General features: G+C 38.5%; 20 protein-coding genes. 18 read left to right on the top strand and 2 right to left on the bottom strand.

From position 1 onward, the window contains the following. Positions 1–31 precede the first annotated feature (31 nt). Positions 32–493, top strand: coding sequence for an Lrp/AsnC family transcriptional regulator (locus MWU78_RS21070; protein WP_247001562.1), 462 nt, complete (start codon positions 32–34; stop codon positions 491–493). An 82-nt stretch (positions 494–575) separates the two neighbouring features. Then, positions 576–1,580, top strand: coding sequence for an NAD(P)-dependent oxidoreductase (locus tag MWU78_RS21065; RefSeq protein ID WP_247001560.1), 1,005 nt, complete (start codon positions 576–578; stop codon positions 1,578–1,580). Between the two features lie 197 nt (positions 1,581–1,777). Here the strand turns inward: MWU78_RS21065 and MWU78_RS21060 are convergent, their stop codons facing one another. After that, positions 1,778–3,961, bottom strand: coding sequence for an acetylxylan esterase (locus tag MWU78_RS21060; RefSeq protein WP_247001559.1), 2,184 nt, complete (start codon positions 3,959–3,961; stop codon positions 1,778–1,780). A gap of 212 nt (positions 3,962–4,173) precedes the next feature. On the opposite strand from MWU78_RS21060, the gene MWU78_RS21055 reads away from it, so the two are divergent. The 16 genes from MWU78_RS21055 (at position 4,174) to MWU78_RS20980 (ending at position 19,054) form a co-directional block, all read left to right on the top strand. Then, a complete protein-coding gene (locus MWU78_RS21055) occupies positions 4,174–5,100 on the top strand; it encodes a hypothetical protein (protein ID WP_247001557.1) in 927 nt (308 codons plus the stop codon). Positions 5,101–5,104: 4 nt separating this feature from the next. Next, entirely contained in the window at positions 5,105–7,153 is a 2,049-nt protein-coding gene (locus MWU78_RS21050; RefSeq protein WP_247001555.1) for a heparinase II/III family protein, read from the top strand. Between the two features lie 92 nt (positions 7,154–7,245). After that, positions 7,246–7,623 carry an ester cyclase gene (locus MWU78_RS21045; protein WP_247001553.1) on the top strand — a complete coding sequence of 126 codons (378 nt, stop codon included), beginning with the start codon at positions 7,246–7,248 and terminating at the stop codon, positions 7,621–7,623. 51 nt (positions 7,624–7,674) lie between these two features. Further along, positions 7,675–8,103 carry a hypothetical protein gene (locus tag MWU78_RS21040; protein WP_247001551.1) on the top strand — a complete coding sequence of 143 codons (429 nt, stop codon included), beginning with the start codon at positions 7,675–7,677 and terminating at the stop codon, positions 8,101–8,103. 352 nt (positions 8,104–8,455) lie between these two features. Then, positions 8,456–9,472 carry a 3-dehydro-L-gulonate 2-dehydrogenase gene (yiaK, locus tag MWU78_RS21035; RefSeq protein ID WP_247001549.1) on the top strand — a complete coding sequence of 339 codons (1,017 nt, stop codon included), beginning with the start codon at positions 8,456–8,458 and terminating at the stop codon, positions 9,470–9,472. Positions 9,473–9,498: 26 nt separating this feature from the next. After that, on the top strand, positions 9,499–10,596 hold the full coding sequence (locus tag MWU78_RS21030) for a hypothetical protein (protein ID WP_247001547.1): 1,098 nt from the start codon (positions 9,499–9,501) through the stop codon (positions 10,594–10,596). Positions 10,597–10,707: 111 nt separating this feature from the next. After that, complete coding sequence (locus MWU78_RS21025) at positions 10,708–11,760, top strand: glycosylase (protein WP_247001545.1); 1,053 nt, start codon at positions 10,708–10,710, stop codon at positions 11,758–11,760. 149 nt (positions 11,761–11,909) lie between these two features. Then, entirely contained in the window at positions 11,910–12,353 is a 444-nt protein-coding gene (locus MWU78_RS21020) for a hypothetical protein (protein ID WP_247001543.1), read from the top strand. Positions 12,354–12,811: 458 nt separating this feature from the next. After that, positions 12,812–13,576 (top strand): helix-turn-helix domain-containing protein, encoded by a 765-nt coding sequence (locus MWU78_RS21015; protein ID WP_247001541.1) that lies wholly within the window; start codon positions 12,812–12,814, stop codon positions 13,574–13,576. A 143-nt stretch (positions 13,577–13,719) separates the two neighbouring features. After that, positions 13,720–14,127 carry a DUF1398 family protein gene (locus MWU78_RS21010; RefSeq protein WP_247001539.1) on the top strand — a complete coding sequence of 136 codons (408 nt, stop codon included), beginning with the start codon at positions 13,720–13,722 and terminating at the stop codon, positions 14,125–14,127. A 714-nt stretch (positions 14,128–14,841) separates the two neighbouring features. Continuing rightward, on the top strand, positions 14,842–15,315 hold the full coding sequence (locus MWU78_RS21005) for an SRPBCC family protein (protein ID WP_247001537.1): 474 nt from the start codon (positions 14,842–14,844) through the stop codon (positions 15,313–15,315). A 227-nt stretch (positions 15,316–15,542) separates the two neighbouring features. After that, on the top strand, positions 15,543–15,950 hold the full coding sequence (locus MWU78_RS21000; protein WP_247001535.1) for a hypothetical protein: 408 nt from the start codon (positions 15,543–15,545) through the stop codon (positions 15,948–15,950). Positions 15,951–16,084: 134 nt separating this feature from the next. Then, complete coding sequence (locus MWU78_RS20995; protein ID WP_247001533.1) at positions 16,085–17,569, top strand: aminotransferase class V-fold PLP-dependent enzyme; 1,485 nt, start codon at positions 16,085–16,087, stop codon at positions 17,567–17,569. 66 nt (positions 17,570–17,635) lie between these two features. Further along, entirely contained in the window at positions 17,636–18,100 is a 465-nt protein-coding gene (locus MWU78_RS20990) for a hypothetical protein (protein ID WP_247001531.1), read from the top strand. 30 nt (positions 18,101–18,130) lie between these two features. Then, the gene (locus tag MWU78_RS20985) at positions 18,131–18,496 is read left to right on the top strand and encodes a DUF2200 domain-containing protein (protein WP_247001529.1); all 366 of its coding nucleotides are present in this window, start codon (positions 18,131–18,133) and stop codon (positions 18,494–18,496) included. Positions 18,497–18,625: 129 nt separating this feature from the next. Next, positions 18,626–19,054, top strand: a complete 429-nt coding sequence (locus tag MWU78_RS20980; protein WP_247001526.1) for an SRPBCC domain-containing protein — start codon at positions 18,626–18,628, stop codon at positions 19,052–19,054. A gap of 153 nt (positions 19,055–19,207) precedes the next feature. Here MWU78_RS20980 and MWU78_RS20975 read toward each other — a convergent pair whose 3' ends face one another. Further along, positions 19,208–19,666 (bottom strand): cupin domain-containing protein, encoded by a 459-nt coding sequence (locus MWU78_RS20975; RefSeq protein WP_247001524.1) that lies wholly within the window; start codon positions 19,664–19,666, stop codon positions 19,208–19,210. Positions 19,667–20,371: the final 705 nt, after the last annotated feature.

The following is a 20,371-nucleotide window of genomic DNA, read 5'->3' as shown; positions in this document are numbered from 1 at the left end:
AAACTATTTTAAAGTAATTTTTTGGATACTTATGGAACAACTTGATCAAACTGATATTACCATTCTAAGGATTTTACAAAAAGATTCAAAAAAAACAGCGAAGGAAATTGCTGCCATTCTTAATCTTACCCCCTCCCCTGTTTACGAAAGAGTGCGACGATTGGAAAAACAAGGGGTCATTAAAAAGTATGTGGCCATTTTGGATAAGAGGCAAATAGACCGATCTATAACTGTCATCTGCCAGGTATCCATGAGATACCACAATGAAGCCTTCATAGAGAAATTTGAGGCACAGGTACAGCATTTGGAAGAAGTGCAGGAATGTTACCATTTGGCTGGGCAGGTAGATTTTATCTTAAAAATCCATACCAAAAGTCTTGAGGAATACCATGATTTTGTTAAGACCAAGCTCTCCAAAATTGAAAATATTGGAGTTCTTAACAGTACATTCGTATTGAAAGAAATAAAACAATCCTCGGAATACTACATTTAATTCCTAGTGCATTTCTGCTATATTTGTTTAAACCTTTAATTTGCCAATTAAGGAAACCAAACATTGCCGATTGTACCAAAATATGAAGATAGTAAGGACTGATATGGAGTTGGAAACTCCACTCGTAGACAAAACTCTAAGGGAACAAGGACATAATTTAGTTTTATTGCCCGATGGGGTATCCGAAGCAATACTTGCCAAAGAAGTAAAGGATTGTGATATTCTATTAATGTGCTACACCCCTATTACCAAAAAAATCATTGCTTCGGCCCATAAACTCAAAGCAATGGTTAAATACGGAGTAGGAATAGATGCCATAGATATCCCTGCTGCAAAAGAACGGGGTATTGTGGTGGTCAATATTCCTGAATACGCTGAAGAGACCGTTGCAGAGGGTGCCTTTGCCATGCTAATTGCCCTAGCCAAAAAGTTGCCCATTCTACAAAAACAAATGAACAGCAATGCTTGGATATGGCCAAGTAAAGAATGGTTGGGACTTGATATTGCCGAAAAAACGCTGGGCATAATTGGTTGCGGTAAAATTGGAAGCAGTATGGCAAGGATGGCGGGTCTGGGTTTTAGGGTAAGAGTTATTGGATATGACCCTAGTAAATCTCGAGAGGAATTGGGGCAACGCGGGATAGAAAAATATGACAATCTTCTGGAAATGATCAAGGAGTGCGATTTTATTTCCCTTCATGCTGTTTTAAATAAGGAAACCAAACATCTTATTGGGGCAAAGGAATTTTTGGCAATGAAGAAAACCGCCATTATTATTAATACCGCCAGAGGGGCCCTGATTGATGAAATGGCCCTTTTGAATGCCTTGGAAAAAAAACAAATTGCCGGGGCCGGTCTTGATGTCTACAGCTTGGAACCCTTGAATAATTCCAATCATCCTTTAAAGAGCCTATATAAAATGGACAATGTAATGCTTTTGCCACATTTGACTTTTTACACGGAAGAGGCTATGGAGCGACTTGAAATTGAGACCTTGGAGAGAATTGCCGAAGTTTTGGAAAATAGGCCTGTCACTATTAAATCCAAAGACCCGCGACTTCAAAATCAGCCGCAGGCACAGCTATAAATTGGTTTATCCCTGCCATATATTGTGTCGCGACTTTTACCATAGGTACGCTTGTAATTTTTAACTATTATGGCTTTTTAACCCACCTTCAGTTGAATCATAAGCTGGTTTTCTTTATGGCTTACTAGGCCCAAAATTCCTAGTGTAAGAAATAAATTTATTTTCATGATACTGTTGATTATGATATGGGTAAACCGTTACAGGTCGGATATAAATTTATCCAAGGCATCCATTGCTTCCCTTTCGGAAGAGATTTTTTCCACAGAAAAGTTATTGGCCTTGTTCACGGATTTATAATGTTCCTTTACAAAATCAAATGACTGCAAGTGCTTAGAATCAATGGCATCGCCATCCGTCGGCTGAAGCAGCATTAATTTTCTTGGGGCAAAGGCTGCCGACAAGTCTGGTAGGTCGTAATGTGGTAAAGCCCCGGCTACTGTAAAAGGGATACTAGCAGGGTTATAGTCTTTGTTGGAAACAATGGATTGGAACGAAAGCATTGGTTTAAAAAACAGCATACTTTTAAAATCTACCCCTAAGGCAACAGCATGCAATAGACTGGAATTAAAGCCCCCTTTAGATATTCCCACAAATTCTTTATCGTCCAATTTCAAATTTGATTTGCAAACTTCCAGCAGCGTTTCTATTGCTTCAACATGTATGGCAATCGTACTTTTTCCATTTAAAATACCTGCAAACCACTGATTGTAAGAGGTGTCCTCAAAATAAGCATCACCTTTTAAATACCCTGGCCCCAATTCACCGTAGCCAGGCATATCAGGGACAATTACGGTAACACCATTTTTGACCAATTTTATTGGAATGGCATAAGCTTCGTCCAACTCCTTATCCTTTATATTATCCAAATAAAGTGCGGAGCCACTCATGGGTTGTTTGGGCACGAAGGCTACAAAGGGAATTATTTTATCCCCTTCTTGCTCTATCAGATATTTATTTAGAAAATAAGTTTCAAAATCTGTTTGTCCGGAAAATATCAATTTTGCTTTCTTGGCATTTTCTGTATAACCCGAAATTGCTGGTACTTTATGTTTTAAATCGATTAAATGTTGGTCCATATTCTGCCTGCCCTCATTCAATAATTCCATATTTTTCTTGGTTAGATCGCTATTCACGTCGATCAAAAATTTGCTCCCTACCGAAGTTGAAAGTTGACCGGTTGGCGTAACATACAATTCTTCTACCGGAAAAATAACCACTTCCCCATCCTTGGAATCTCCCGGATTATCCAAATGCTTCTGAAAAAATGCATACATGGCTTCTCTATTTTTTAGGGTAGATTGATGCCCCGCATTGTCCTCCACCATCATCATATTTTCTTCTATGCCAAAAGCTTTGTACGCCAATTTCGTTTCCTGATAGGTATCCCGTGCCCCCTGAATACTAAATATGTCACGTGTTGTGGTAATCATCAAAGTTGGTTTGGGAGCCCTTACCTCCAAAAGATCTGCATGGTCCAAACCAAGTTGAATACCCCTGGGAAAATTCTGCTCTGCATCCTGTGGCCCTCCCGATTTTAACTGATATTCCATGCTCGTGATATAACATTCCGGTGCCGAAGCTTTAATACGACCATCAAATGCAGCAATGTGGGAAGACTGGGTTCCCCCTCCAGACCTACCGGTAATGCCAATACGGTTAGGGTCCACTTCCTTGCGGGTAAGTAAATAATCCACCGCCCTAATCCCATCCCAAATCATATATTTGGCGGTAGATTCCCCGTTGATAAACAATTGTGCCCCCGGATAGGAATGCTCTTGTGTTGGTCCAAACCGTGACTTGCCCAGGTTTTGGTCAAAATACTGTAACCTTTCACCTTGCCCGTATGGGTCAAAAGCAAGTACTGCAAAGCCCTTTTTAACCAAATTGAGAATCACATGTTGATAGACATCACTTCTAAATGCCAAATCGCTATGACCACTGCAATATATTATTGTAGGTAGGTTCTTCCTTTTGCCCTGTGGGATAAAAAAAGCAGCTGTTACCTTTACGCCAGGTATGGATTCAAAATATAACTTTTCTATACTATAACCATCCTTTTTTATCCTTTCGGTAATTTTAGGATTCAAAGGTGTTTTTGCTGGAAAATCCCCTAGTGACTCCTGTAGCTTTTCTTTGACCCATTGTTGTCTCCCTTCCCAATCTGATTGTGTCTGTAGCTTTGTAATGGACTCTTTTCTTTTGGCTAGAGTTTCAAATGAAATTTCACTTTGTTGTTTATAAAGTTGATTTTCTGCGTCGGAATAATAGTTCCAATAGTCCATTACCGAATAATCGGTTTGGGAAAAACTGGAGAACGGACAGATTATGAATACTAGAATTATTCTAATATTAGTAAATTGGCAATTGAATTTTTTAGGCATAAGTCTAATTTTAAGGAGAAATCAACAAAAATTTGATTTCAATATATGTATTTAATCGTTTAAACAATAAAAATATACCATATTTACAATACAAAAATGGGATGAATGCTATGGGATGTGGCAAAAGGAATAAATCTATCTGTATTGCATTGTAATTTGGCCCTGATTTCCATAAGCTTTTCGTGGTCAACTTTATCTAAAATATGATCTCCATGGGTCAACAACATACATTTAAAATACTATTTCTTATAGTCCACATATGGCTAGCCACTAGTTCCGGTTTTAGTCAATCCGTAGCAAATGTGCCCAAAGCCTTTAAAGCCTTAAATTCCGAACCAGAAGTAATCCTGATCAACAATAAAATAAAGGTCCCAAGTGAAAGTGGCCATTTTCAGGGGGTTCAACTTATAGAAAAGAAGGGCACGGAAAAGCTTCTTATCTCTGGTAGTTCACTTACCAAAGCCTACGTTTTACAAATAAACCTTAAAAAGCGAAAAACGGATAAACTAATTACACTAATGACCGATCCTTATCGGCACGCTGGGGGTATTCAAGTGAGTGAACCGTTTATGGTTGTTGGCATAGAAGACAACATCCTTAAAACCACATCCAAGGTCTGCCTCTACAATTATAGGAACAATGCCCTTTATAGGAGCCAACCTAATATTATTATTGAACGCGACGGCCAATCCAAACAGAAAACTGCAGGAGCAACAGGGCTATTGGCCTTGGATAGTAATTATTTGGCAATAGTAGCAAATTGGGACTCCCGAAACTGGGACTTCTACCAAATTGACCCTAAAAAAGGGGAACATGAATTCCTGTATAGCTATACCGCACCAACAGACTGGGGAAGCTACCAATCCATTAACCTTATTAAGGATGGCTCTGCCATTTATGCCATTGGTTTTCACAAAAAAGATCTTGCTGGACAGGCCGATTTAATCCTTGTTAGCAAGCTGGGGTCCTTTAAACCCATCATGGAGAAAGTGGATGCCAAAACCTTTAATTGTAAGAAAGGGGTCGATTTTAATGCGGCCGTGGGCTTGCAAGTAGATAGTAAGGGGAAACTAGTTATCTGGAGTACCCAAGTAGATCCCGGGAGAAAAATTACCGTAAACAGATTTATTCAAAAATAAAAGTATGCTAAAATCCATCAAACCATTATCACTAATTATCCTATTTTTTTGCTTCACAATGCAGCTGACGGCCCAGCAAAATTGGAAAAGCATAACTACTGTAGAAGACCTTATCACCTCCTATCCCGAGACAATAGAAAATATGCTGAATCAATTCAATTTAGATTATACGGGAATGGAAAGGGTGAAATTGGCATACAGTAATGGTAATGTCGTAGAGGCATGCAACGAATTATTGGCCTATTATAAAAATGGAACGATGGCCTCCGATCTACGCAAAGAAATTCCAACAAAAACGATGCGGGAAGTAGCCGCTGCCGATACCATTCTGACCAATGTTTTTGAGGTACAAAATGTACGGGGAAAAGTGCCCTACCTATCAGATGGGCATCGCGACTGGTACTACAAAGGCCCCAATAATGATAAGGAATGGGCTTGGCTTTCCAATAGGCATAGTCAGTTAAGGCAAATATTCAATACTTATTTGGAAACTGGAAACCCCAAATATGCCCAATATATAGACTTGTTCTTAAGGGATTTTATAATCAAGAGCATGCCCTACCCTGCGGTTAAAAGCGGCACCTCTGTATGGCGAGGCTTAGAGGTTGCGGCCAGAGCCAAAGTTTGGACCAAAATATTTTACGGACTTATAAACAGCGATTATATTTCCCCTGCCACACAATTACTTTTGCTCAGCAGTTTACCAGATCATGCCCATTACAACAGAAATTTTCACGCTGGCAATAATTGGCTGACCATGGAAATATCGGCTTTGGCAACTGTGGCCGCCTATTTTCCAGAATACGAAACTTCTGGGAAATGGCTGGACTATGCCATTAAAACTATGTCCGATAGCATGAGAGATCAGGTATATCCGGATGGTGTACAAACTGAACTCAGTTCGCATTACCACAACGTTTCCTTAATTAATTTTGAACTTTTCAAAGACATCTGTGACAAAGCCAACAAGACTTTGCCCGACTTCTACAATAGCACCATAGAGAACATGTACGGCTATATTTCCCATATGGTGAGACCTAGTGGTTTTCGATTGCTGAACAATGACGGTGACAGGGGTAGTGACCGTGACTTCATCTTAAAAGGAGCTAAAAAGTACAATTATCCAGATTGGGAATATATTGCTACCAATGGCCAATCTGGTCGTAAACCTGCGGATGGTCCCTCTTATTTCTATCCTTGGGCAGGACATTTTGTTTCCAGAAGTGGATTTGATGGTAGCGCACAATGGTCCTTTTTTGATATGGGGCCCTGGGGCAGTGGCCATCAACACAATGACAAATTGCACCTTTCCGTTTCGGCCTACGGCAAGGATTTCTTGGTAGATTCTGGAAGATTTGCCTATACCGGGGAAGTTGCTGAAAAATTTCGTCCTTATGCCAAGGGCAGTGCGGGGCATAACTTGATTTTAATAGATGGTAAAGGACAAACCAACGGCCCTACCCATACCCAAGAACCCTTAGCGGATAGTCACTTTAAAATAACGGAAGGGTTTGATTATGCCTCAAATTCCTATGATCAATTTATCGATATAACCGGAAAGGCCAAACATACTAGGGCAATGTTCTATGTTCGTAACGAATTTTGGGTGGTGGTAGACAGGGTTGAAACGGACAGACCACGCACCATTGAAGCCCTTTGGCATTGGCATCCTGATAATAAGGTAGAAAAAGAAAGGTGGATTGTAAAGACCACCAATGAAAAAGGAAATCTCGCAATTATCCCTGTAGGTAGGCAAAAAATTAATCCAAAATTTATCAAAGGCCAGGAAAATCCTGATATCCAAGGCTGGTATAGTCCTGAATACAATATCTATGGGCCAAATATTACCAGTTCGTATACTACCGAGATTGGCACCGATGCCACTTTGGTGTGGTTACTTTTTCCATCTGAAAAGAAAATGCCGAAAGTAAAGGCGAAAATCAAATCGGAAAATGAGCATGAAATTACCGTTGATGTGTCCTCAAAGGGTAAAAAATGGCAGCTTGTTATCCCTTTTAATAATAGTAGCAAAGCAAAATTAACCAAACCCTAAACCTGTTAGGTTATCTTTAAATCTATTGATATCCACTCTCCTATTTTAGATAGGTGATTATGAATCTATAATTTTATCTTCAAAAGAATCTTATGGACTTGGAAAAAATTAAGAACAATGCCATAGCCTTTTACAGGACCGCATATGAAGGCAATCCCAGAATTGCGATTGAAAAATATGTGGGCAAAGAATACATTCAACACAATCCACATGTAGAGGATGGAACCCATGGTTTTATCGACTACTTTGAAAGGATGCAAAAAGAATATCCAAATAAATCCATTGAATTTGTTCGCTGTATTGCAGAGGGGGACTTAGTGGCATTGCACACCCATCAAATTTGGCCGGATAATGACCAATATGTTACCATGGATTTTTTTAGGTTTGATGAAAATGGTAAAATCTGTGAACACTGGGATGCCATACAGCAAATACCAAAGAAGGCTGCCAACCCGAATACCATGTATTAAATCTGAAATGGATTTGCAAATACTGTAATAAGTTACATCTTTGCGCCTCTTATGAAGAAAACCCTACTATGTATTTTATGCTTATCCGGAATATTCGCTGGCGCACAGGAACTGGACTGTACAGACTTTGCAAATGGAACCTTTTTGGTCCACACCAGAGGGGCCGCCCCTGTAACATGGAGATTGGTCAGGGAAGGGAATTACCAAACGGGGTATAAGGAAAAAATTTCGGGAGACGAGCAGGGCACGACGGATCCTAAAATTGAATTTTCCAAAATTGAATGGATAAATGACTGTACTTTTCGCCTAACCTATGACGAATCCAAATCAGAACTTACGGCGGTCCAAAAATATATTAATCAAATTAATGGTATTTTGATGGAAGTAATAAAAATAGAGGGGAATTCCTTTACCTATAAATCTACTATGACCGTTAATGGTAAGGAAGTAGTTAGGGAAGGAAAAATGTACAAACAATAATACCCATTTAGAATTCCATAAAATAAACACCTGGGATACTTATAAGAATTATTCGGACATCCGCGGGAAGTGATGGGGATCCTCTATTTTCAATCAGTGGGGAACAACACCCACTGTAGCAGCCAAAAAAATATTAATCAAGAGCCTTTTTAATTTACAGTCGATTATTTGTAGAACAAAACCAGTATTGGAGCCTTAAAATTATTTAATTAACAAAGGGTATTCTACGAACCTTGATCCAACAAATTAATTCCAATAAAAAGTTTTCGTACATTTAATCGGGAAGCGTCCCATTATGAATAATATTCAGCTCAGAAATCAAACCCCTATACAAATCAATAACCAATCTTAAATGAAAAAAACAATGCAGATTTCGTCCCAACAAATGCAGGATGTACTTTACAAACTTTTTGTAAAATATAAATTCACTACTGAAAAGGCCAAATTATTGGCTAGAACCTATACTGAAAGTACCTTGGCCGGTGTAAATTCACATGGAATTAATCGCGTTCCCCTTTTTTTGGAATATGTGGAAAACGGTTCCGTAAAGATAGATGCCGAGGCTGAAAAAGTGGAATCTTTTGGAAGCATAGAACGATGGGATGGTAATTATGGCCCAGGTATTATCAATGCCACCAAGTGTATCAATAGAGCTGTAGAATTGGCCAAACTCAATGGAATGGGATTGGTGGCCTTGCGTAATAACAACCACTGGATGCGAGGTGGGACGTATGGAAAAATAGCGGCCGATGCAGGTTGCATTTCAATTCTATTTACCAATACACAACCCAATATGCCGCCATGGGGCGCTAAGGACAGCCGAATAGGCAATAACCCTTTCATTGTTTCCATACCCAGAAAGGAAGGCCATATAATATTGGATATGGCCCTTTCCCAATTTGCTTTTGGAAAGATCAACGACTATAAACTGCGTGGAAAAAAGTTGCCCTTCCCTGGGGGTTGGGACGAAAATGATCAACTTTCCAATGACCCTGAAAAAATTACCATAAAAGAACGTGGCCTACCCGTCGGTTATTGGAAAGGTTCTGCGCTTTCCATTGTTCTGGATATGCTGGCCACCCTTTTGGCGGCAGGAAACTCTACCTATAAAATTGGTTTAAAGAAATTTGAAACGGGTATTTCACAGGTGTTTTTGTGCATAGACCCCGAGGTATTCCACGACCAAGAATTGCAAGATAAACTCATTGATGAAATTATAGACTATACCCATGATGTGGAGCCTATGAAAGCAGGAGACAAAATTTACTATCCCGGCGAAAGAAGTGCCCTCACCACCGCCGAGAATTTAAAGGAAGGAATGCCGGTGAGTGAAAGTGTTTGGGAGAAAATATTGGCCCTTTCCAAATAATAATAGTAGACTTTAAGTGGCTAGGGATGAATACACACCTAAAATTCCATTTTCCGTACATATTACTTTTTACCGTTCTTGGTTTTATGTCGTGCGGACAGGACTCTGCGGACTCGATTGAGATCCGAGGTATTTATGGCAATCCCAAACCCTTGTGGGATAATGGTTATGAATTAAACGAGCTGGGTGTAAATGCCATATTTGTCCACAGTGGATCGATCAACGAAGATATGATCAACAGGGCTAGGTCCGAAGGATCCAAGATATATGCAGAATTTGTCACACTCAACGGTAAGAATTATGTAGAAACTCATCCGGAAGCATGGGCCATAAATGACCTGGGAGAAAAGGTGCAGGCGGCCACTTGGTTTATGGGCGTATGCCCAACAGAACCTGGGTTTAGAAAGTACCGATTTGACCAACTACGGGATTTACTCCTGGAGTTAGACCTGGACGGCATTTGGATGGACTATGTACATTGGCATGCCCAGTTTGAAGACCCCGAACCCATCTTGCCAGAAACCTGTTTTTGCAATCATTGCCTTGATAAATTCTCAAAGGATTCAAAAGTAGAAATACCTGAAGGGAGTACCGCCCAGAAAGCAAAATGGATATTGAACAACCAAGACACGGCATGGCGCAACTGGCGCTGTAAGGTTATATACGACTGGACCTTTGAAATAAAGAGCATTATAGAGGAAATAAAACCCGGGACACTCCTGGGACTATATCACTGCCCATGGAACGATGAAGAATTCAATGGAGCACGCCAACGTATTCTTGGGTTGGACTACAACCTATTAAAAGAGACCATAGATGTATTTTCCCCCATGGTATATCATAAAAGAATGGGCAGGGATCCCCAGTGGGTCCAAGAAAACATACAATGGTTTAGCAATGAATTGGATATCCAAAAAGGCACTTTCCCCAAAATATGGCCTATTGTTCAGGCCCATAACGACCCAGGAATTATTACCACAGAACAGTTTGAAACCGTACTTAGAGGTGGATTATCGGGTAAATCCAGTGGAGTAATGATGTTTACCACCCATTCCATAGCAGAAGACGAAGGCAAAACTGAAGTCATGAAGAAGGTGTATTCCGAGCTAAAGGGCAGACATTGAAAAAGGCCTGTTGACATCAGGATTTATTGTATTAAAAAAAGGAATAGAGGTACTTGTAACTAGACTCAAGTGTTATGGCAAATCCACATTAAGAGAATAAATATATTTAGAATGAAGAAGAATTTATTACTAGCAACTGCAACAGTAATATTACTTTTTGGTTGTAATCAGAAAGAGACTACTTTGAATAAGTCGGTGCCTCAAGAAGTAATGGAGGAAATTTTCAATGAGATTCAAACTCCGTTTAAATATGGTGTTGTTGTTCAACATCCTGATACCACAAAAATGGTTGACAGTCCAACTATCTTTCACAAAAACAATATTTGGTATATGACCTACATTGTTTTTGATGGTCAAGGGTATGAAACTTGGTTATCTGAAAGTGATGATTTGCTCAATTGGGAATCGAAAGGAAAAATATTATCGTTTACAGAAAATACATGGGATGCCAACCAAAAAGCGGGATACGTATCCCTTATTAATACCGATTGGGGTGGTGATTATTCCGTAGAAAATTATCAAGACAAATACTGGATGACCTACTTGGGTGGAAACACAGCCGGATACGAATCGGGCACATTAAAAATTGGATTGTCAAATTCCTCCACAATAACAGAAGCTAATGAATGGAATACAAATAATTCTCCTCTTTTGTCGCCAGAAGATAAAGATGTTCGCTGGTTTGAGAACAAAACTATCTACAAGAGTTTGGTCATTCGTGATAGCAGCAAGCATACGGGGCATCCATTTGTTATGTATTATAATGCCAAGGGGGATACTGCTAATTATGAAAGCATTGCAATGGCAGTATCTGACGACATGCATACTTGGAAACGGTATGGGGAAAATCCTGTTATTACCAGAGGAAAAGGCATTTGTGGTGATGCACAGATTGCGAAAATCGGTGATATTTACGTAATGTTCTATTTTGGAGCATTCTGGAAACCCGGAGCTTTTGAAAGGTTTGCCTGCTCTTACGATTTAATAAATTGGACAGATTGGGAAGGAGAAGACTTGTTGGCCTCTTCAGAAGAGTATGATAAAAAGTATGCCCATAAACCATGGGTAATAAAATGGAATGGAGTTGTATACCACTTTTACAATGCCGTAGGTACTAGTGGTAGAGTTATAGCATTGGCGACATCAAAAGATTTAACAAAATGACTTGCCAAAACATTATGTAAATTTAATAGCGGGTTTGGTGGTATGCCTAGCTAAGATTCATGACCAATTATCCGTTCTTTTCTGATGGATAACCGAGCGTAAATCCGCGACCAAACTTAAACCAAACGTCGGCAAAAATCTATTAGGGAATGAAAATAAAATTTAAGAAAAAAAGACTTTACGCTCACCTCATACTTGGTTTAGTTTGGATTGTTCTTGGGATTGCAATTTTAATCTTTGGTGTTGGATTAGGTTGGAGTAATTACGGATATTCCATAATCGGAATTTTATATATCGGACACTATTTACATGATGTGACCAACCAATACTTGACCATTGAAAACGGAACTATCAAAAAAAATGGCCTATACGGATTTGGCAAGAAAATTAATCTAAATGACATAAATTGGATCAAAAAATTCGCTGGAGACTATACCTTGAAGACACAAACCAGGGAATTAAAAATCGACACGAGTTTGATTGATAATCAATCATTGGTTGAATTACTCAGAATTTTAGGGAGCCTAAATTTACCACCTGAAAAAACGCCATTTTCGGACAAGGGCTATAATTCATCGCTTTCCCAGAACTAAACTGGAAATATCTATTTAATATTAATACTAGAAAGGGCTAGAACGGTAAATGGCCATGAATGACTTCGTCCCCAGCTGGCGCTAGGGTCTGGCCTGGCTGACGGCGAGGCAGGCTCGTGCCATAAAAGCCACTTGTTCATAATTGAAAGCTTATAAAATTTTTAAAGGCCAATTGCTTTTTCTTCATTATCTTTAGGATAACAGTTGCCTGAGCATAGTTTTAATTCCCCTTGCATATTTTTTACATAACCTACCCTCGCGTTCCGTAAATAAGATGGCACGAGCAAGATGCCTGTCTGCCATAAGCAGGCCTACTTGCCTGTAGGCAGGCTCACGCCAACGCCGTGGTATTTTGAGGTAATGGACCAGTATTGAAATTGAATTTATAATAACGAAATAAATGTTTTTGTAACTATATCCTCATCTGCCGATAACAGGCCAAGCAATCATAAATAGAAATGCGATTCTATAAATATTTTCCGAATGAAAGTTTAAGGCCCTACATCAAATATTTTGTTGTATCAGAGAATGAAATGGAAAGTGAATATAAAGTTTTTCCACCTTCAGGTTTGGTTATGGGCTTTCAATACAAAGGACAACTTGCCATTGTTAAGGGAAATACAGAAAACAAACTCAGTTCATCTGGAATAACAGGTATTTCCGATAGGTATAGAATCTTTAAAAACTCCGCAGGTATTGGAACAATTCTAGTATATTTTACCGAAATTGGATTCATACATTTTACTTCCTTTCCTGCAAACGAATTGTATAACCTAAGTCTTTCACTCGACGATATTTTTAATAAAAACAATGTGACTGAAGCAGAGGAAAAATTGACTATAGCCACAACCGATAGTCAACGAGTCAAAATCGTTGAACAGTTTTTGTTATCACAACTTAAGGCCATTGAAACGGACAAATTGATTAACGAAGCTATTAAGCTCATTTATCAGAGCAACGGAACGGTCAGAATTAAAGAACTAAACCAGAAGTTATTTATCAGCCAAAGTCCTTTTGAAAAGCGTTTTAGAAAAGTTGTGGGAACAAGCCCTAAGAGATTCGCATCAATTGTACGCTTTAATACAGTTCTTGACAGTCTTAACACTAACAATTCGCTTGCAAAAATTTGCTACGACAACAATTTCTTTGACCAAGCCCATTTCATTAAAAATTTTAAACAATTTACCGGAGATACCCCTGAAAATTTTAAACGCTTCCTATAAAAAAAACGATTTTTTACAATTACACTTGTTTTAGACGTTGAACCTTTGCATTGTAATTACTATGTAAAACAGTGAGATAGTAAAATATCATTTCAACTAGTTTTGACCTTAGGGTAACGTGTAATCTATAAAATAGAGTAACTATGAAAAATCAACAAAAATTATTTACCGCAAATCAGATAAAAAAAGCGCACAGTAAGGTAAAATCGGGAGCAGACTTTCCAACTTATATTCAAGACCTTAAAGAATTAGGGGTTACCCATTATGAAACGTTTGTAGCGGACGGACATACGGATTATTATGGAGTGCATGACTACATAATAAGGACACCTGCTAAGTACGCTTCCCTAAATATTGCAAAAATATCCAATAGAAAAGAATTTCAAACCCACTTAAAAGCGCATCAAGATGGTAAAACGGATTATCCAACATTTTGCAATGACGCGTCAAATTCAGGTATTGAAAAATGGGTTGTATTTATGGAAGAAATGACCTGTACCTACTTTGACAAGGCAAACAATAGTATTTTAGTAGAGGAGATACCTCATTAAAAATTAGTTCAAGAATAGCAATATCGGGCGCACATTGGGTCATGAAAACGACATTAGCTAAAAATTACAGGCTTCGCTTCCCAACTATGCCCATAAGTCAAAACCCAACTGGCTTGAGAATCTCACAGTGACTATGAGCCGGCCGGCGGTCCTGACATGCCTTCCTGCCGTTAGGGAATTGGTTTTATGCAGTGAAACGAAATAAAATTATATGGAGTAGTAGACGAACTACATCTTACCTTTTCTAGATACAAAATGGCTGTCGCCATTTCAATCGAACTGACGATATAACAGCTGCACAAAGTCAACCGTCTTTCTGTCCTCCTCTACTTCAATTTCGAAAATACCTGGCCCAATTTTTCGGTGGTTTGCCGAAAAGTAAACTGTAAACCATAAATTTTTAACCATAAACTTTAAATTCTAAACATCCCCCTGCCCCCCGCTGGCGCGAGGGACGCGCCTTCCTGACGGCGAGGCAGGCTCGTCCCAAAACAGCCACATGTACAGAATAGCAGGCCTATATCATAAATTAAATCACGATTATTTTTTCTTCATTATCTTTAGAATTACTTTAGTTAGCCGAGTGAAGTTTTAATCCCCCCTTGGAATATATTTTAATGAACTATCCTGCGGCTCCATAATAGGACGGCACGAACAAGATTGCTCAGTACTTGTAACAATATACAATTGTCAAGTCTAATTAAATATAGAGAAATGAAAGAAACAATCAACTTTGCCAAATCGGAATTAGGAATACGCAAGCCGGTCAAAGAGGTTTTTGAAGCGTTTATAAATCCTGATATAACAACTAAATTTTGGTTTACCCATAGTACGGGAAAACTTGAAGAAGGTGTAAAATTACAGTGGAAATGGGAAATGTATAATTTAGTTATACCTATAAATGTCCTTGAAATTGTAGAAAATCAAAAGATACTTATTGAATGGGGAGAAGGAATGCAAAAATCAACTGTAGTCTGGGAATTTAATTCAGTAAATGATAATCTCACATTCTTGACTATTACAAATTATAACTTCCAAGGAAATGACGATGAATTACTAAACCAAATTAAGGATTCTACGAAAGGATTTACCTTCGTATTATCTGGATTAAAAGCTTGGATGGAGCATAAAATACAGTTGCGATTGATAGAGGATGCTTTTCCCAAGGAACTTATGGCAAAACAATAAAACTATATACAATCGAGTAGACGTCTCAAGCAGTCGTCAACGGAGCGTTCCCCGCTGGCGCGAGGGTCTCGCTTGCCTAATGGCGAGGCAGGCTCGTGCCAAAACAGCCACTTGCTCAGATTGAAGGGTTACAACATTATTTAAGATAAGATTCTTTATTATCTTTAACATAACAGTTGCAAGACTATAATATCAATACCCTCTAGGTTAAATTGAAAAATAGAATTATGACAATAAAATTTAACGCAAAAGAAAAGTCGATTGAAATAAAAGACGGATTAAAAGCACAGTATTTATTTATAAAAATAATGCTGATTTGTACGCTGATCAATACTATTCTTTTTCCGGTTTTTGTTTTGGACAAAAAGCAATTGGAATGGATGGGGTTTATTTGGATAATTATTGCATTGGCATCAATGATCACGTTGATATATCAAATTCTAAAAAAATCAACCTCTGAAAAACTTTACTTATCAGAAATTATCTCACTGACCGAGATGCAAGTTTTTGGCCGTAAAAAGTTCAGTCTGAAATTGAAAAACGGAAAGTCGAGAGACTTAATGGAAGTAAAAAATAATTCTGATATAGTAAAAACTAAAAAGTTATTTGAAAATATCGGAATTGAAACAAGCTGAATTAGTATGTGATTTGCTACTCAGAAATTAAGAATTGGTTGATTTTTGACATAATCAAAGAGCAGCATGAAAGTCTCCTTACCCTGCACCATTTATAACTTAGACCTGGTACAAAATTTGTAAAAAATAACACTATGACCAAGATTAGGAAATCATCCATTGAAATGGATAAGGAGGAGTTTCGGAAAATAGGATATCAATTAATTGATGATATTTCCAGTTTTATAGATTCCATAGATCAAAAACCTGTTACTCAAAATGAAAGTCCAAGTCAATTGCAGGAATTATTGGGAAACTCATCCCTACCCGAAAATGGTAGACCTGCAGCTGAATTAATGTCTAAAACGACAGATTTACTATTCAACCATTCCTTGCTTAACGGACACCCTAAATTTTTTGGATATATCACTTCTTCAGCGGCCCCAATTGGAGCATTGGCCGATTTATTGGCGGCATCCGTCAACCCAAATGTTGGAGCACATATTTTAAGCCCAATGGCCACTGAAATTGAAAAACAAACTATTAGATGGCTATGCAATTTTATAGGGGTCCCATCAGCATACGGCGGCATATTGGTAAGTGGCGGTAATATGGCTAATTTCACTGGGTTTTTGGCAGCAAGAACAGCGAAAGCTCCACAGAATATTAAGGAAGATGGAATTCAAAATACATCAAATAAATTAAGGGTATACTGTTCCAAAACAACGCATACCTGGATTGAAAAGGCCGTAGTTTTATTTGGATTGGGTACAAAATCCGTTAGATGGATACCAACTGATGCTTCCAATAAGATGGACATCAAGGTTTTGGAAACCACCATAAAAAACGATTTGGAAAATGATTGTCTACCTCTAATGGTAGTTGGTACCGCCGGGGATGTAAGTACAGGAGTGGTTGATAATTTGGGTGAAATATCAGCTATTTGTAAAACATATAACCTATGGTTCCACATCGATGGTGCCTATGGCGTTCCTGCTGCGATAGTGCCTAAATTCAACCATTTGTTTGAAGGAATCAAAGAAGCCGACTCCATTGCTCTAGATCCCCATAAATGGTTGTACAGTCCACTCGAGGCAGGTTGTACATTAGTAAAAAACCCACAACATTTAATCGACACTTTTAGTTCTCATCCGGAATATTATAACTTTAGCAACATTGGGGATGATAAGGCTCAAAACTTTTATGAGTATGGACTTCAAAACTCCCGTGGTTTTAGAGCTTTAAAAGTTTGGCTAACATTGCAGCAAGTAGGCAGAAATGGTTATGAAAAACTGATCAGTGAAGATATTGAGCTATCAGAAATGTTATATGACTTGGCCGACAAACATCCTGAATTGGAAGCTGTATCCCAGAATTTAAGCATTACCACTTTCCGGTATGTCCCTAAGGAGAGTGCCAATAATATGGAGTATCTTAATACCTTAAATGAGGCTATATTGAACGAATTACAAACTGGCGGTGAGGTCTTTTTATCCAATGCCATTGTTAAAGGCCAGTATTCTTTGAGAGCTTGTATTGTGAATTTCAGGACATCCAAAAAGGACATTCAGGAAATTATTGAAATAATCATAAGAACAGCACGAAAGGTGCACTTAAAAATATTCCAAGCAGTAGAATAGTTGACTCAACCAGAAATTCGAGGGCAATCAGGTTGCTTTTTGCCAAATCGTTAAAAGTAAAGAACAATGAAAGTTAATGCCGTTGTATGCCAAGGTCATGGAGTTGCCTCCGGGAAGGCAAAAGACCCTCGTTATCCCGATGGAACCTTAAAAGCCCAATGCGCACATTTTTTGCAAAAAGGCTTAGATCTAAATCAATACTTTCTTGGAACCATCAATTTGGACATTGCGCCGTTTATTTTTAAAGTAAAAAAACCAAAACATTTTCTGGAGAATGTAAATTGGTCTAAATACATTCCCCCAGAAAATTTCTACTTTTTTGATGTAATACTTCAATTTAAGAAAACTACCTATAAGGGGTTGATCTACATGCCAGATCCTACCACCAAGGCAGAACATTTTCAAAACCCGACCATATTGGAACTTTTGCTTCCAAGAATTGAAGGATTGAACTATGGGGACTTGGTAATGCTTGAGATAAATGATGCCCAAATGGAATTGATCGGTGAATCATCAACGAATTACAAGTAAATTAATTGGAAGAACACCTAAGTATTTATTATGAAAACAACACCCGAACACAATGAGCGAATTGCAAAAATGACATTCTCTTCAGTATTCCCGCATTATATCACAAAAGTGGAGAAGAAAGGTAGAACGAAAGAGGAATTGTATCAAGTGATAGAATGGCTCACAGGATTTGATGAAAATAAAATAAACGAACTCATTAATGAGAAGGTAACCTTTGAAACATTCTTCCAAAGGGCAAAAATAAACCCCAATGCCCACCTCATTACTGGTGTAATCTGCGGCTATAGGATAGAGGAAATTGAAAATACCTTAACGCAACAAGTACGGTATTTGGACAAGCTGGTGGATGAACTGGCAAAGGGAAGAAAGATGGAGAAAATTCTTCGTGCCGGTTAGATTTATTATCAAATAAAAATTGATAACATGAATGAATTTTCCAAATGGTCGGAACAAGTGAGAAAGGTTCGGGGGAATAGATTTGAACAATTGAGCAAAGTTTTATCCAACCTAAAAAATCAAAAATAAATGAGCCAGTTAAACGTAATCGTAGAACGTGTTTTTGACGCAGATAAAGAATTAGTGTGGAAAGCCCTAACTGAAAAAGAATTAATGAAACTGTGGTATTTTGATGTGAAAGAGTTTAATACCGTTGTTGGGTTCGAGTTTGAGTTTTGGGCTGGTGAAGAAGGTGGAAAGCAATGGAAGCATTTGTGTGGGATAACAGAAGTTATTCCAGAAAAAAAACTTACCTACTCTTGGAAATACGATGGCTATAGTGGAATGTCTCATGTAACCTTTGAATTAAATGAAGAAAATAACGGCACAAAACTAAAATTGACACATACAGGTATTGATACTTTCCCTTCGGATATTCCTGAATTGGCCATCCAGAATTTTGAAAAGGGATGGAATGAGCTTATTCATGTTTCGCTTAAAGAATTTTTGGAAAAATAAGTAGGCAGAAATATTATAAAGACCCTCACAACTAAGATGGGCCGGTAATTTTATGCTAAGCAACGAATAAAATTGTATCGAGAAATAGACGAACTACACATAAGCTGTTCGCGATACAGAATGGCTGTCGCCATTCCTCTTATACCAACAAGTCTATTTAGGTAATGGACCCACCAACTCAACGCCATATTCCTGGCACGCTTGTTCAATCATCTTATCATCTATGGTTGCATGTAGTGAAGGTAAGGAAATGGCCTTGTAGAACTCCCCATGTCGCGGAGTGGTTATAATGAGGTAACGCGCCATCTTAGACTCAATACGAAAACCGTGTATAGTGTCTCCCGGAATATGTACGAATGCACCCGCTAAGGCACTCTTCGCGGATGTGGATCCGAGATAAAATGATACTTCGCCTTCGAGTATGTAGAAAGACTCAATATCCTCGTGTTTGTGGAGTGGAATGCTTTCACCGCGCATCGCTCGTTCTTCAACGACAGCAAGAGTTCCGCCTGTGAGCGAACCGCTCGCAAGAAAGTAGGTAGAGGTTTCCCCCATCCAACGTAACTCGCTCTCTCCGGGCTGTAAAAGGTATGCTTTAGTCATCGTGCCCATAAAAAACCTATGTTAATATCAATACAATTTTAGTACCTCTTAACCAGTTTAATTTTTATAAACTTATTGAACCATAACCTAGCTCTAATTTACTCAATTTCATAAAATGTTGCAATCTAAAAATAGAGTAAATTTTATAACCAACTCAGACTAATTGATTCATTATGGCACTATCCAAAATACATAAGAATAGGTAGAAAAGAAGATATCTGGAGTTCCTTCATATACAGTAATGTCATGAATAAGGATAGCTTGGTGATTGAACTCTACAGGTTACCCTTGCTGGCAAGAGTACCTCCAATTCCCTTCAAGTCTGTTTGCCGGCCAGACAGGCCCGCCATCCTGTCGGGCAAGCCCGCCATCCCGTCGGGCAAGCCCGCCTAACGTTAGGGAGCTTATTTATGGAGAGCATCGAAATAAAATTGTATCGAGAAGGAGACCAACTACACCTAAGCTGTTCTCGCTACAAAATGGCTATCGACATTTCATTCGAACTAACGATAGAAAAGCTGCAACAAGTCGCCCAACCTGGAGCCCTCCCCTACTTCGATTTCAACTTCGCCTGCCTATCGGCCTTTAGATTTGTATTATAAATATAATCTATTGTAATGATGTTGAAAAGAGGGGGTCCGGGGGAGACTTATAACTTGCGAAAATGTTCATAAATTTAATGTGAGACAAAAAAGAACGGGGTGAACTTTCCTG

The organism is Arenibacter sp. F26102, assembly GCF_023015865.1.
Taxonomy (GTDB): domain Bacteria; phylum Bacteroidota; class Bacteroidia; order Flavobacteriales; family Flavobacteriaceae; genus Arenibacter.
Note: the sequence above shows the minus strand (reverse complement) of the source record. Positions and strands in the feature narration are given on the sequence as shown.

Coding starts and splice junctions, on each gene's coding strand:
- MWU78_RS21045 (WP_247001553.1), top strand. CDS start 7,246: ATGGACTTGGAAAAAATTAAGAACAATGCCATAGCCTTTTACAGGACC.
- MWU78_RS21055 (WP_247001557.1), top strand. CDS start 4,174: ATGGGTCAACAACATACATTTAAAATACTATTTCTTATAGTCCACATA.
- MWU78_RS21000 (WP_247001535.1), top strand. CDS start 15,543: ATGACAATAAAATTTAACGCAAAAGAAAAGTCGATTGAAATAAAAGAC.
- MWU78_RS21030 (WP_247001547.1), top strand. CDS start 9,499: ATGAATACACACCTAAAATTCCATTTTCCGTACATATTACTTTTTACC.
- MWU78_RS21015 (WP_247001541.1), top strand. CDS start 12,812: ATGCGATTCTATAAATATTTTCCGAATGAAAGTTTAAGGCCCTACATC.
- MWU78_RS21010 (WP_247001539.1), top strand. CDS start 13,720: ATGAAAAATCAACAAAAATTATTTACCGCAAATCAGATAAAAAAAGCG.
- MWU78_RS20980 (WP_247001526.1), top strand. CDS start 18,626: ATGAGCCAGTTAAACGTAATCGTAGAACGTGTTTTTGACGCAGATAAA.
- MWU78_RS21065 (WP_247001560.1), top strand. CDS start 576: ATGAAGATAGTAAGGACTGATATGGAGTTGGAAACTCCACTCGTAGAC.
- MWU78_RS21060 (WP_247001559.1), bottom strand. CDS start 3,961: ATGCCTAAAAAATTCAATTGCCAATTTACTAATATTAGAATAATTCTA.
- MWU78_RS20975 (WP_247001524.1), bottom strand. CDS start 19,666: ATGGGCACGATGACTAAAGCATACCTTTTACAGCCCGGAGAGAGCGAG.
- MWU78_RS21050 (WP_247001555.1), top strand. CDS start 5,105: ATGCTAAAATCCATCAAACCATTATCACTAATTATCCTATTTTTTTGC.
- MWU78_RS21040 (WP_247001551.1), top strand. CDS start 7,675: ATGAAGAAAACCCTACTATGTATTTTATGCTTATCCGGAATATTCGCT.
- MWU78_RS20990 (WP_247001531.1), top strand. CDS start 17,636: ATGAAAGTTAATGCCGTTGTATGCCAAGGTCATGGAGTTGCCTCCGGG.
- MWU78_RS20995 (WP_247001533.1), top strand. CDS start 16,085: ATGACCAAGATTAGGAAATCATCCATTGAAATGGATAAGGAGGAGTTT.
- MWU78_RS21020 (WP_247001543.1), top strand. CDS start 11,910: ATGAAAATAAAATTTAAGAAAAAAAGACTTTACGCTCACCTCATACTT.
- yiaK (WP_247001549.1), top strand. CDS start 8,456: ATGAAAAAAACAATGCAGATTTCGTCCCAACAAATGCAGGATGTACTT.
- MWU78_RS21070 (WP_247001562.1), top strand. CDS start 32: ATGGAACAACTTGATCAAACTGATATTACCATTCTAAGGATTTTACAA.
- MWU78_RS20985 (WP_247001529.1), top strand. CDS start 18,131: ATGAAAACAACACCCGAACACAATGAGCGAATTGCAAAAATGACATTC.
- MWU78_RS21005 (WP_247001537.1), top strand. CDS start 14,842: ATGAAAGAAACAATCAACTTTGCCAAATCGGAATTAGGAATACGCAAG.
- MWU78_RS21025 (WP_247001545.1), top strand. CDS start 10,708: ATGAAGAAGAATTTATTACTAGCAACTGCAACAGTAATATTACTTTTT.